General features: G+C 42.5%; 7 protein-coding genes and 1 pseudogene. 3 read left to right on the top strand and 5 right to left on the bottom strand.

Translation table 11 applies throughout. The features are described 5' to 3' along the window. Positions 1–16: 16 nt before the first annotated feature. From IPH84_03165 to IPH84_03155, 3 genes are all read right to left on the bottom strand, one after another. Complete coding sequence (locus IPH84_03165; GenBank protein ID MBK7172236.1) at positions 17–1288, bottom strand: T9SS type A sorting domain-containing protein; 1272 nt, start codon at positions 1286–1288, stop codon at positions 17–19. A gap of 215 nt (positions 1289–1503) precedes the next feature. Next, positions 1504–2280: a response regulator transcription factor gene (locus IPH84_03160; GenBank protein ID MBK7172235.1), complete on the bottom strand. Its 777-nt coding sequence runs from the start codon at positions 2278–2280 to the stop codon at positions 1504–1506. Between the two features lie 2 nt (positions 2281–2282). Then, the gene (locus IPH84_03155; GenBank protein MBK7172234.1) at positions 2283–5561 is read right to left on the bottom strand and encodes a histidine kinase; all 3279 of its coding nucleotides are present in this window, start codon (positions 5559–5561) and stop codon (positions 2283–2285) included. A 106-nt stretch (positions 5562–5667) separates the two neighbouring features. On the opposite strand from IPH84_03155, the pseudogene IPH84_03150 reads away from it, so the two are divergent. Then, positions 5668–9061: pseudogene (locus IPH84_03150) on the top strand (methylmalonyl-CoA mutase family protein). A gap of 367 nt (positions 9062–9428) precedes the next feature. On the opposite strand, the gene IPH84_03145 reads toward IPH84_03150, so the two are convergent. Continuing rightward, the gene (locus IPH84_03145; GenBank protein MBK7172233.1) at positions 9429–11129 is read right to left on the bottom strand and encodes a hypothetical protein; all 1701 of its coding nucleotides are present in this window, start codon (positions 11127–11129) and stop codon (positions 9429–9431) included. A 340-nt stretch (positions 11130–11469) separates the two neighbouring features. On the opposite strand from IPH84_03145, the gene buk reads away from it, so the two are divergent. After that, positions 11470–12543, top strand: coding sequence for a butyrate kinase (gene buk, locus IPH84_03140; GenBank protein ID MBK7172232.1), 1074 nt, complete (start codon positions 11470–11472; stop codon positions 12541–12543). Between the two features lie 225 nt (positions 12544–12768). Then, complete coding sequence (locus IPH84_03135; GenBank protein MBK7172231.1) at positions 12769–13176, top strand: DUF1761 domain-containing protein; 408 nt, start codon at positions 12769–12771, stop codon at positions 13174–13176. A 252-nt stretch (positions 13177–13428) separates the two neighbouring features. Here IPH84_03135 and IPH84_03130 read toward each other — a convergent pair whose 3' ends face one another. After that, a complete protein-coding gene (locus IPH84_03130; protein ID MBK7172230.1) occupies positions 13429–14439 on the bottom strand; it encodes a pyruvate carboxyltransferase in 1011 nt (336 codons plus the stop codon). Positions 14440–14529: the final 90 nt, after the last annotated feature.

Below are 14529 nucleotides of genomic sequence, written 5' to 3'. Positions count from 1 at the left end.
ACTAATATGTTATGTTTTATCTGGAAAGGACAAAAGGCTTACAAATGCTATCACACCGTGAAGAGAGGTGGCATAAATAGATACCATTCTTTAATGTTCCAAGGTTCAGCAAAATAGAATGATCGCCTTTGGAAAGAAGGCCATCAGATACAACAGAGACAACCCGTCCTGTTGCATCACGCACTTCAACTCTCACATTTTTAGCTTCCTTTAGGGTGAAAGTAACATAAGAGTCTTTCTCAACGGGATTAGGTGAAATCGTGAGTTTTGCGGCGAATTCCTGGCGACTCTTATCTCCGGCGCTATTAGTCCCTTCGAATCTGAGGATAGTCCCAAAATCGCCAACAGCCCAGCCAAGGGTTTCAGAGATAAAGAAAACTGCATTCAGCTGGTTATCAGTCACCGATGGTTCCTGAATCCAGTTCTCCCCCCCATCTGTCGTCTTGAATACTTTTCCATTGGAACCAACGATGTATCCTGTATTGGCATTTATAAAGCAGATGTCCATAAGGTTATCTTCCGTTCCGGCGATGGAACTCCTGCTCCAGTAGTTCCCGCCATCAGTTGTGCGGAATATAACACCAGAATCTGCAACAGCTACTGCATTCATATCCGAGTTTGCATAAACACCCCAAATCCTGATCCCGGTAAAATCTAAGTAGCCATTCCATTCATAAACCTGGAAATTATCTCCTCCATCAGTGGTCTTACAGAGAACCTGGTTATCGCCAACAGCATACCCTGTGTTTTGATCGAGCATAAATCCGCTAAAAAAGTCCCATGCTGTGAAACCAGCTCCAGCTGCCAATGACCAGCTATTTCCACCATCAGTAGTTTTCGCCATTTGCGCCCAGGTCATAAATGCAAAACCATTGTCGGGGCTAATGAATTGCAAATCATGGATTGCATAATTAATTGTTTGAGTATAGGCTGCTTGCCATGACAACCCACCATTTTGGGTCGAATAAACAGAATCCCATCCTCCGAGATAAGCATGGTCGGAAGAAGCTGCCCAGACTGAATTAAAATCAGCATAGGAGGGAACTGGAACTGCTGACCAGTTCAGTCCGCCATTTGAGCTTTTCAAACAACGGTTGAGAGCGCCTCCGATATAACCAGAAGAACTACTGGCAAAATGTACAGAAAGAAGGTTCTCATCTACTCCACTTGGAATAATTTGCCATCCTTCAGTAAAATGATGGTCAAAATATTCTGACCCAATTTGGCCATTAGCAGGAATGACAGCCCATAGGACAAATGACAATAAGAAAATAGTTGCGGTTTTCATAAGCAGGATATTAGGTTGATCGATATGATTTACTTTGAAAGCCCCTTTGCAGAACTGCTTTCCAGCTTACAAAGTTGTATCAAAATAAAAACGCAATCAACTGTTTGCCAGCTTATTGAATGAATCAACCAAAATTCATGGCGAATCCTTACATACGAATGATGAAGGGTAGCTTGATTTTTTGAAATTCTTAGATTGTAAAGGAGAGAAGAGCATTACCTATTTTCATCGAGCAATTTTTCAAGCTCCCGGATATGATTAGGGGGTATTTCCAGGAAAACGCGCTCTCCATCCTTAACCAGTAAACATTGCTTTTTCTGGCGGTCGGCTTTTGAAAGATACTGCTGATTGATCAGGATAGATCTGCTGATTCTGTAGAATGAATATGGGGCAAAGATTTCTTCAACCCGTCCAAGGTTTACTGTGATGGTTTCCTTATTGTCCTTCCCTAAGTAGATATGGGTATAGTTTACATCTGCCTCACAATACATAACCTCATCCGGCAATACGAGGATATATCCTGTGCGGGTATTGAATTTGATTTTGCAGGGCCTTGATATCCTTTGCTGTGGTTGTTCACCCTTTCTTTCGTTTGCTGTTTGCATCCGCTCAGCTTTATACCTTAGAATTGTCTCGGTGAGTTGCTCCATCAGTACGGGTTTAAGCAGATAATCGAAAGCTGAAACTTTCATGGCGTTGATAGCAAATTCGGCGTGGGCTGTGACGAAGACCACTTTAGCATTTAACATGAGCTTTTTAAAGTAATCAATCAATTGAAATCCGTTCCTCTCAGGCATCTGAATATCAAGAAACACTAGTTCCGGCAAAGTGCTGACCATCATTTCAAGTGCTTCATCTGCCGATGCAGCCTTGCCGACTACACAAATATCAGGAATACGATAGAGTAGCCTTTCGAGCAGATTCCTGGCCTCTTCTTCATCATCAACAATTAATACCTTGATGGATCGGGGATTTATATCATTATCCTGCATGATTAAGATTTTTTATTGATATCAAACATGTTACTTACCGGTAAAGTCATCTCCAGAATTACACGGGTACCTCCGGCATTTCCTGCATCATCCACCAGGTCAATAACAGATTGGGAAATTTTGGTATGATAAAGTTTACTATACAGGTCAAGGATTTGCTCCATGATCCTGTATCCCTGTTTTGTAGTATCAGTATTGAGTAGTGCAGCCTTCTCCCTTCCTATTCCATTATCTTCAATTACGACAAGCAGCTGGTCATCAATTTTATCAATCCTGATATGCAGCATCCCTCCCGATGTTTTATGCATGAGCCCATGTTTAATGGCATTTTCAGCATACGACTGTATAATCATCTTAGGAATTGGTGTTTGATAAGATATCGATTCATGGACTATTATCTCATAATCGAATTTATCTTTAAACCTCATTTTCTGCAGCTCCAGGTAATTCTTCACAAATTCAATTTCTTCTGACAATGTTCTGGAAATCTGCTCATTATCTTCCAGAATATTTCTTACCATATGGGCAAACCTTGTAAAGTAGTCATAGGTTATATCCGGTTGTTCAGAATAAATAAAACCAGCAATGGTATTCAGGGCGTTGAATGCGAAATGAGGGTCTATCTGGCTTTTGATTGATTTCAGTTGCAGTTCGATGAGTTCCTTCTCTCGTTTTGCTTTCTTACGTTGGTAATTCAGAACTTTATGCATAATCAGGAAGAGAAGCAGAAGTACTACTATAATTCCAAAAATAACAAACCAGCTTTTCTGCCAGAAAGGCGGGGTTATGATGATTTGAAGGACCGTCTCCTGCTGGTTCCATATTCCGTCCGAATTAGTTCCTCTGATCAGCAAAGTATACTCTCCGGGATCCAGGTTGGTGTAAGTGGCAATGTTCTGTGGGCCTACATAATTCCAATCTTCATCAAAGTTGATCATCTTATAGGCATACTGATTTTTGCCCGGGTTAGAGAAATCGAGAGCTGCAAATTCAAAGGAGATGACGCTTTCGCGATAAGAGAGCTGAATCTTTCTCAGGTAAGAGATGCTCACGGGAAGGTAATAATTCCTCTTATCTTTAAAAACTACAGCATCATCTGCCAGCTCATTTCCGTCACCCTGCATAATCAGCACCTCCCTGTTGAATATTTTCATTGCAGTAATTCTGACAGGAGGTTGAAAAGAACTGGCCTTCACATCCTTTTCAGAGAAATAATTAAGTCCATTATTCCCTCCGAAATACAATAATCCCGAAGCTCCATGAAAACCTGCTCCCTGGTTAAACTCAAGTCCCTGAAGCCCATGATCGGTATCGAAAGAACAGAATAAAGGATGGGTAAAAAGGTAAGATGGGTCATTAAGATTCTCTTCCGACATTTTTTCAAACGTTTTCATTTCGAGTCGGGAAATCCCATTAAAGCTGCTTAGCCATAGATTTCCTTCAGAATCGTCGAGAATGCCAAGAATAGTATTGCTCTTTAGTCCATCCTTTGTAGAAAAATACCTGAATTCCAACTGATTTTCGGGCGATTCACACACATTCAGCCCACCCTGAGTCCCGACCCATAATCTGCCCTTTTTGTCAAACCTGATAGACCAGACATTGTTATCTGAAAGGCTTCCGACATTATCAGCATCATGTTTCAATACCAGGAACTGCCGGCCCCCTGGCTTTAAACAGGCGAGTCCACCTTCATGAGTCCCTGCCCATATCCCACCAATAGCATCTTCAGCCAATGAAAGCACAGTATTGGAAGGGAATCCTGAAAGATTGGCCTTGTCATTTGAATACATGGTAAACTGACCGGTAACCGGATTCAGGCAACTTAAGCCTCCACCTCTTGTTCCGATCCATACTTTCCCATCACTAGCACATAACATGCACAACACTCTTGGATTTGCAAGTTCTGATGCCCCATTTTGCCCGATGGGATATGCACTAATTTTGCCGGTCTTTCGGTCGAATCGGTGGACCCCTCCCTGGTAATTCCCTATAAAGATATTCCCTTCTTTATCTTCTGAAAGTGCCCAAATGTTGTCGTTTCTCAAAGCAGAGTTAGAAGAATTGTAGACTTTCACAACGCTTCTGTCAGGCGACAAACAATTAAGCCCTCCCCCATCCGTTCCCAGCCATAGGTAACCATTGTGATCCTCCAGAATAGCCATGATTTTGGCAGAAGAAAGGACATTGGGCTTCTGGTTTCCTGCGGTGATGAGGTTAAAATGTGCAGATGAAGATTTTGATTTTGAAATGCCATTGTTTGTCCCGGCCCACAAGAAACCTGATGGATCTTTGAGCAGGCACCAGATATTGTTATCAGAAATGCTATTGGGGTCTACCGGGTTATGAAGATAGGCTTCAATGCCTTGTCCCTCAGTCTGGCATTGAAACAAACCACGGTCAGAGCCCACCCATACTTTCCCCGGATATTGAGCTGTGACCGACCAGGCCACCAATGGCAAATCTTTGGGAGAACCTGCAATCCGTGCATATTTCCTTCGATCAGGATCCAGCACATACACACCATTATTAGTCCCAGTAATGATTTCTCCGGCAAGTGATTCAGTAATTGACCAGATAAGGTTAGCCCCGGGGAGTTCCTGTTCAAAAGGGTTATGGAACCTGGTAAACCGGTTTTTTGATCTGTCGAGCATGCACAATCCTTCGACTGTCCCGATCCAAATACGTCCCCGACTATCTTTATAAAGGCTTACTACCATATCAGTGGTAAGGCTGTTGGTATCTCCTTTTACCGGTCGGAAGACGTCAAAACGTTTGTTTTTTTTATGATAACAATTTAGTCCTTTACTGGTACCACACCAAATGTTCCCCTCACCATCGGCAATAACAGTCCACACTGTATTTTCCGAAATGGAATTTACTGAATCCTGATGCCTGAAAGCCTGAAAGGAACCTTTTCTTTTATCAAGCCGGTTAAGGCCTCCGGTCATGGTTCCCATCCACAGGTAACCCTGTTCATCCTCGGCGATTGAAACTACATAATTGTTTGATAAACTGTTAGAATCGCCTGGTTGATGCTGGAAGACAAGGAATTTCCGGCCATCGTACTGGTTCAACCCATCCTGGGAGCCGAACCACATAAATCCATCCCTGTCGCGAACCATGCAGTTAACACTACTCTGAGAGAGCCCTTCATTTCTGCCAATCCGGTCGAATCGTAAGGGTTGCTGTGCTTGCAGATTAAAATGTAGAAATAGCCATAAAAACCCAAGAATATGGCAGGAAGAATACCGGGCTTGAATGATACTACTTATAAACAAGATATAGCTGATTAAGTGATAAATATACACAATGAAAAGAGTTCTTCCAAATCTATTAAATATATATATTTGCATATATGATCAACTTTGAAACCCAAATACTTCCATGGATTCCATAAGCCCTTATTCGCCAAAAAATCATGTCAGGATTGTAACAGCAGCTTCCCTCTTCGATGGACATGATGCCGCTATCAATGTTATGCGAAGAATTCTTCAGAGCACAGGGGTTGAAGTAATCCATCTGGGGCATGACCGTTCGGTGCAGGAGATTGTGGATTGTGCAATTCAGGAAGATGCCCAGGCTATTGCCCTAACCTCTTACCAGGGGGGACATATGGAGTTTTTTAAGTATATGTATGATTTACTGAAAGAGAGAGGCAGCAATCATATAAAGATCTTTGGAGGAGGTGGTGGAGTCATCTTACCTCATGAAATAGAAGAATTACAAGCTTATGGTATTACCAGGATTTATTCTCCGGATGATGGCAGGCATATGGGATTACAAGGGATGATTAATGAAGTAGTCCAGCTCTCTGATTATCCCACCGGGGTGAATCTGCAAGATTCTGATCTTGACCTTTCAGTGAATAATCATCGTGGACTTGCCCGATTGATATCAGCTGCTGAAAACCATCCACAGGAAGTTAAACCTTTATTAAAGAAACTGGGTAAAGATTGTTCTCAAAACCCTACGCCTGTATTAGGAATAACCGGAACCGGCGGAGCCGGGAAGTCATCACTGGTAGATGAGCTGGTCCGTAGATTTTTACAGGACTTTCCGGAAAAGAACCTTGCCATTGTTTCTGTGGATCCCAGTCGCAGAAAAACAGGCGGTGCTTTGTTGGGTGACAGGATACGGATGAATTCCATTCACAGTACAAGAGTTTATATGCGCTCGCTTGGCAACCCGCCAGGCCAACCTTGCCCTTTCAAAATATATACCGGATGTTCTTTGCCTTGTCAAAAATGCCGGCTTCGACATGGTTATCCTTGAGTCATCAGGTATTGGACAATCCGATACGGAAATCGTTGAATACAGCGATGTTCATATGTATGTGATGACCCCGGAATATGGAGCTGCAACCCAATTGGAAAAGATAGACATGCTGGACTTTGCCGACCTGGTGGTAATCAATAAATCGGACAAGAGAGGTGCCCAGGATGCTCTGAGAGATGTCAGAAAACAATACCAGAGGAATCACAAGCTTTTTGAAACCGATTTGGAAGAGATGCCTGTATTTGGCACGATGGCATCCCAATTCAATGATCCTGGTGTAAACAGTCTATACCAAGCTCTGATTTTTACCTTGAACAGCAAAGCACAGGCTGGTTTCAAGTCCACCTATATTGCGCCTCCCACAGAGAAAGCTCATCAATGGATCATTCCTCCTTCAAGGACACGCTATTTGACTGATATATCAGATATTATCAGAAATTATAACCGTTGGACAGAAGAACAAGCTGAAAATGCCAGCCGGATTTATGCGCTTCAGAAATCAGCAGGTGCTTTTTCAAATAAGCCGGAATTACAGAAACAACTGCTTGAACAACTCCATGAAGAGGAGAAAAAGCTGGAAACTGAAAACCGAAAAATCCTTGAGGGCTGGGAACAGAAAGTGAAATCTTTTCATAAGGATTTCTATACATATAAAGTTCGTGACAAAGAAATCAAGGTACAAACCTACTTTGAAAGTCTTTCACACCTAAGGATTCCCAGGATCAGTCTGCCCAGGTATCGTGACTGGGGCGATATTTTAAAATGGAACCTTAGGGAAAATATGCCCGGAGAGTTTCCATATGCTGCCGGGGTTTATCCATTCAAACGTGAAAATGAAGATCCAACCCGCATGTTTGCCGGGGAAGGCGGACCAGAAAGAACTAATAAGAGGTTTCATTATGTTTCGTTGGGGATGCCGGCCAAGAGATTATCTACGGCTTTTGACTCCGTCACCCTATATGGGGCAGACCCGGATATCAGGCCTGATATCTATGGTAAAATAGGAAATGCAGGTGTTTCTGTTGCCAGCCTTGATGATGCTAAGAAGCTCTATTCCGGGTTCGATCTATGTGACCCGGCAACGTCGGTTTCAATGACAATCAACGGTCCGGCTCCGGCGATGCTGGCTTATTTCATGAATGCTGCCATCGACCAGCAATGTGAGTTATACATCAGGGAACACGGACTTGAAAAAGAGGTAGAAAAGAAACTGGCTTCCATTTGGGATAAAGCAGGCCTGCCCAGGCCAAAATATGATTCTACCCTTGCAGATGGCGGCAGGAAAAATTCATACCCTAAGGGAAATAATGGACTTGGTCTGATGCTTTTAGGAATAACAGGAGACCATGTTTTACCGGCAAAGGTTTATGAAAAAATCAAAGCTGATACCATCTCTAAAGTAAGAGGCACCTTGCAGGCAGATATTCTGAAGGAAGACCAGGCACAGAATACCTGCATTTTCAGCACCGAATTCTCTCTCCGTTTGATGGGTGACGTACAGCAATATTTCATCCAGAATAATGTCAGGAATTTTTATTCTGTCTCTATTTCCGGCTACCATATTGCCGAAGCCGGGGCAAACCCTATCACCCAGCTGGCACTCACCCTTGCCAATGGATTTACCTACGTGGAATATTATGCCTCCAGGGGCATGGAAATTGATGCTTTTGCTCCCAATCTTTCTTTCTTCTTCTCCAATGGACTGGATCCTGAATATTCAGTGATGGGCAGAGTGGCACGTATCATTTGGGCAAAGGCGATGAAAGGACTTTATAAGGCAGGACCCCGTTCGCAGATGCTGAAATATCATATTCAGACCTCCGGCCGTTCCCTTCATGCCCAGGAAATTGATTTCAACGACATCCGAACAACCTTACAGGCCTTATACGCCATTTATGACAATTGTAATTCATTGCACACAAACGCCTATGATGAAGCTATAACCACTCCAACCGAGGAATCGGTGCGTCGGGCTATGGCAATACAACTCATCATTAACCATGAATTAGGACTGGCAAAAAATCAGAATCCTTTACAGGGCTCATTTATTATTGAAGAGCTCACAGAACTTGTGGAAGAGGCTGTTCTTGCTGAATTTGACCGGATTACTGAGCGTGGAGGCGTATTGGGTGCCATGGAAACTATGTACCAACGAAGTAAAATACAGGAAGAATCATTGTATTATGAGCATCAAAAGCATTCCGGAAAACTCCCGATTATGGGAGTGAATACCTTTCTTTCTTCAAAAGGGTCACCGACGAATGTTCCGGGAGAAGTGATCCGTTCAACCGAAGCAGAGAAGCAATACCAGGTAGCCATGCTGGCCAACCTCCACAATGCCTGGCAGAAAGAGAGCCGTCAACATATGGAACGACTGAAAGAAGCTGCTATTTTGGGATCAAACCTTTTTGAAGCACTCATTGATGCTGCAAAATACTGTTCTCTGGGACAAATCTCCCAGGCCTTGTTTGAAGTGGGTGGCAGGTATAGGAGGAATATGTGATTGTGGAATGTCGGATGTTTGATGTTTGATGTCGGACCTGGCCGACTGAAAGCATATTCATTTTCGGGGGGGGGGGGTTCCTTCTGTAGTCGAAGGATGGCGGGAATTTTCATAAGAAAGATGTCTAATGTCGAATGCTGATCTTGCACCTTTCCGGCTTAAGCAATTAAAAAATCACATTGCAATGGAAAAACCCCACCCCCCCAAAACTTTTTCCCCCCCCACCAAACCCCTTGGGGGGGGGGGGGGTCCCCTAACCCCAGGAAATAATTGACAATGATAACAATTAAGGCCAGGAATTCCTGGCCTTAATTGTTGAAAAAATGGAGACGTTTTTTTATCTGTTGAATTTGTCTCTAGCAATAACTCAGGGAATAATCTTCCCTATAAACAGGGTTGAGTTATTGTTGACCATTACCATATCAGCAAAAGTAACATCTCCATCACCGTTAATGTCTGTGGGGAGATAACCCTGGGCGAAGGTTGCAGACTGATTGTCAACACTTATCATATCGGCTGCATCTATTAACCCATCCTGGTTTACATCACCAGTATAAATTACATACTTCCCGTTTATTTGTTTTAAATTATTTCCATAAGCCTGGTTTGCTGCCAAACTAAAATTATAATTGACCGTTCCTACGCCTAATGACAGAGGTGTTCCATTCCAGGTTTCAACACTATTCCTGTGTTTTACAACAATATAATAACTGGAATTCATTGAAACTGGCAAAGAAAGTGAAGCTGAACCATTTGTATTCAGGTTCACAATAAATGGTCCTGCGGCTAAGGTAAAAGGAGGAGATGAATTATGCAGTTCAATGGCAATCTTATCTGCTATTGGACCGGTGAATTGATTACCTGTTTCATCCTGGGCTTTGTTCATGGCTGTGCCAGCAAACAGGCTCTCCAGGAATACCGTAAGATTAAGTGTTGCGGGTAAATACCCATGAGGACCTGCAGCTGTAGGAACAGTGCCATGGCATACTTCACAACGGCGAAGCACTCCTGAAAAACCCTGCAGGGCAATATTCTGGACATTATCATTTGGCTGAATGGTGGGTTGAATTGCGTGGGGGGAACCATGGCAGGCACTGCAGTATAATCCACCATGTCCAACTGAATTCCTGAATAATTTTCCTGTTTCTTCCCCATAATTTGAGCCATGGCAGTTTGAAGCTCCACATGAAGGTTCTTCCAACCAGGGTTCCCGACCATTTTCAATACTAGATGAAACATTACTCATATTTCCATGACAGTTTTGGCAAGTCATTCCATCTGTGAACATTACATCACGAAAACATTGAGTATTAGGCCCAGGGTGGCATTTATAGCAGTCGTTTGTCTTATCCTTATGTTTATCATGAATAACAAAAGAAAAAGAAGGAACGCCTTGCTGACCCGGCATCCCAAGTGCATTATCTGAATGGCAATTAGCGCATAGAATGGGGGTGGCATTTGGATTAAAGCCTCCTTCCCGTGGATGTTCGTTTAAAATGGCTTGCTCACTTGAATGGCATCCAGCACTGACACAACTTAGCTCATTTGAAACCGGGATTACCGGCTGTGTTGATGCCAATAGAGTATTGGAACTGTTATAGACTTCAACTAAAGCTAATTGGTACGGATTCTCCGTCAACAGGTTATTGTCGGTATAGGGTGTGATCGGTACGCCCTCAACAGCATAGTGATTACTGAAAGGGTTCATGGTGCCAGTTAAACCAACTCCGGTAAGTCCGATATTGGGAGCTAAACTCACCCCAAATAATTGCTGAGAATAACTCCAGAAATTTGTCTTACCTACTGAATATGTATTCCCCGGGATTGAATAGTGAACGTTTAATCCTGTTGTAACAATTTCAGGCAGAGTCTCAGCAGTTCCTTTTCGAATTACCTGGGCCTTCAGATTATTATAAGGTGGAAGCACTGCAAGTTTTGAAAAGTCCTTATTGGAGCAATGCATCCCTAAATCATTCCAACTAAGTACAATGTATTCATCTCCACTAATATTTGCAAAAATGAAAGGTAACAGAAGGATAGAAATCACAATCGGCCATTTTGTTTTCATAATAAAGGAGTTTGGGTTTGGTATACAAAGATACAATATTTATTTGATATCTAGATATGTACATGTGTTCTATATGTAAATGCGAATGAAAATAAGTATACATATTTTCGATCCAGTGCAGGTTGAGTTGGTACTGAAAGTAATGGCGAGCCTATCATTGTGATAAACTTTAAAAGTGTACCATCTAAAACACCCAAATATTTCGACTAAAAACCCTCAAAAGAGAATACTCAACAAGACGAAAACTATCAAATTCTATCATCTAAACTTATAAATGGCTTTCGGGAGGAGATTTATCAAATATTTCTAACTTTGACAAACCAACAAAAACAAGCATTCCATGAAAAGCATTCTGGTCATCTATCCTGAAGTTGATATTACTAAGATTGCAGTTTATCGCAATACCAGTCTCATATTCCTCAAATCTATCCGCCACAAGGCTGAGGATCAGGCTGCCTTTGCTGATGTGATTGACCAATTGGAATACCGCACAAAACTTATTATGCAGGAGTTAAACAACAACCAGATTGAACTGGCGGAAATTACGGTGGTGATGGCTCGTGGTGGCCTCATCAAGCCGGTAAAATCCGGAATTTATGAAGTGAATGAAGCGATGAAGAAAGACCTTCGGACAGGCGTTATGGGACGGCATGCTACGAATCTCGGAGGCTTAATTGGAGATAGAATTGCTGGTATGCTTCCCAATGCTAAAGCTTACCTTGCTGATCCTGTGGTTGTTGATGAAATGGAGCCGATTGCTAGGGTTTCCGGGATACCACAAATTGAACGTACATCCATTTTTCACGCACTCAACCATAAAAATGTTTCGCGGGAATATGCCAAGAGTATTAATCGCAAATATGAGGATCTTAATCTTGTTGTAGCATATATCGGCAGTGGAGGTGTATCAGTTGGAGCTCATCATGGAGGAAAAGTTGTGGATGTGAACCAGGCTTTCGATGGTGATGGCCCTTTCTCTATGACCCGTTCAGGAAGTCTGCCGGTTGGTCAACTCATAGACCTTTGCTACAACGGAAAGTATACGCGGGAACAAATGCGTCAGTTGATTACTGAGAAAGGAGGCATTCTTGCCTACCTGGGAACAAAATCACTCAGCCAGGTCCTTTCAATGGTAGATGAAGGCGACGAACAAGCCACATTGATTATGGATGCAATGGCTTACCAGGTTGCAAAAGAAATCGGTTCTATGTCCACTGTCCTGGACTGTAAGGTAGATGCTATCCTCATTATGGGAGCAATTATGAATAGCAAATTCTTCACCACACAACTGATCAGGAGAATTGAAAAAATTGCCCCTGTTTCCATTTATCCAATAGTAAATGACCTGGATTCACTTGCCATGAATGGTGTCACAATTGTCAGAGGGGAAGCAGAGATCCTGCTTTACCAATAGTTTATATCACTATTAAACAATCATATTTCTGCTCACATATTTAACCCGGAATTTCCACACAGGAAAATCTTTCACTTCGTCGTGCTACACTGAACCATAATACAGAAGATTTGTTATAAAATCTGCACTGTTTCTCGATATGCTTCCCATTACTCTTCTATTGCATTAAAAAGGCAACAAATTGAGTTGATAATATTCTAATAATCAACAACTAACACCTTTGTTATGGATCCTTCAAACATTAACTGGCTGGCTGTTCTGGTATCAACCCTTTCTTTTTACGGAATTGGTGCTATTTGGTATTCCCCTTTACTTTTCGGGAAAATCTGGATGAAAGAACTTAATATGAGTCCGGATGCACCAAAGAACGCCAATATGGCTAAGATCATGTCATTTACCTTTATTTTATCACTGATCATGGTAACGAACCTGGCATTTTTCCTTGCCGACCCTAAGGTCGGTGCATCTGAAGGAGCACTGTATGGTTTCCTTACAGGATTCGGATGGGTAGCAATGGCAATGACACTGAATGCCTTATACGAAATGAAAGGCTGGCGATATATGCTAATCAATGCAGGCTATATGGTGGTTGGGTTCACCCTCTCCGGCTTTATACTGGGAGCGTGGAAATAACCGTTAAAGTTGCTGGCAATCAATTTTCTGTTAGTATAGCCTTTCACCTGCCAATCGCTGGTGTATCCGGAATTCCAAAAACTGTATACACTCTAATTCACTTTAGGCACAATAGTTCACTCCAGGCATGTTTGCACTTTCAGACAAAAATGGAACACGGATCCGCCGGCTGGCGGACGGATTTCACCACGGATTTTCGCAGATTCAATTGACAACTCTAGTTCACTTTAGCTCACTCTAGTTCACTTCTTTTCAGCCTTTCCCTGTCAGAGATTTAGGAATTCTTCCTGTTCTAACGGTTTCCGAACGAAGCCTTCTACCCACGATCCGTTCTACCATTGCACCGATTTCGAGGACTTTATCAACATCAAGGCCTGTTTCAATACCCATTTCATCCATCATAACCACAAGGTCCTCTGTTTGTACCAACCCGGTAATTCCAGGATCAGCATAATAATAGGCACCGGTTCCGGCAACCGGGACACCATCAACAAAGTTCGCCGGCTGGCCACCAATTCCACCCATTGTACTTTCATAATTGGTCATACCAGCCTGCAGAGCGGCTAATACATTAGCCAATCCCCATCCCCTGGTGGTATGGAAATGAACAATTTGTTTTTCAGGACGGCCAATCTTATCCATTAGCATTGAATAATATCGGTAAACCCTATCCGGGGAGGCAGAACCGTCATGATCGGCATGTTCTACATCGCTTGCACCAATATCAAACCATCGCTGAGCAAAATCAACAGCTTTCTCCATTTTTGTAGGGCCTTCAATCGGGCAACCCCAAATAGTACTGACTGTACCATTCACCTTAAGCCCGGCATCTTTGGCTAAAGGAATATACTTTTCTGCCATTTTCCAATACTCATCAAGTGATAGCCCGGAGTTTTTCGTATGATGTGACTCACTGGTTGATACCATTAAAAGAATCCTGTCGGGGCCCCAGCCTTCCTGACGGGCTTGTATTGCTCGCTCAATAGCCTTTTCACGAATAGTAACGGCTGTAATACTCACCTGGGGTAAAAGATGTGCAACCGTTTTACTTGCGCGGAGTTTTTTCAGTATCTCATCAGCATCCTTGAATTGAGGCATGCCTGAAGGATTACCCAGGTTAGTAACTTCAATATGCCTGAAACCTGCAAGGATCAGTTGTTCCGATAACCATAATTTTGCAGGTGTTGGGATATATTTCTCTTCATGTTGGAAACCATCACGTACTGTAATATCTCCGATTGTTACTTTTTTTGGATAGTTCATAGGACGTTAATTTTTTATGGAATCCTTTCAATTATAAACGTTTACGACCAAATTTGTTTCTTTTCAGAACAAATATGGTACAGTAAAGTT

This window comes from Bacteroidales bacterium (genome assembly GCA_016707785.1).
Lineage (GTDB): Bacteria > Bacteroidota > Bacteroidia > Bacteroidales > UBA4417 > UBA4417.
The sequence above is the reverse complement of the archived record's forward strand: the minus strand, read 5'-3'. Positions and strand labels throughout refer to the sequence as shown.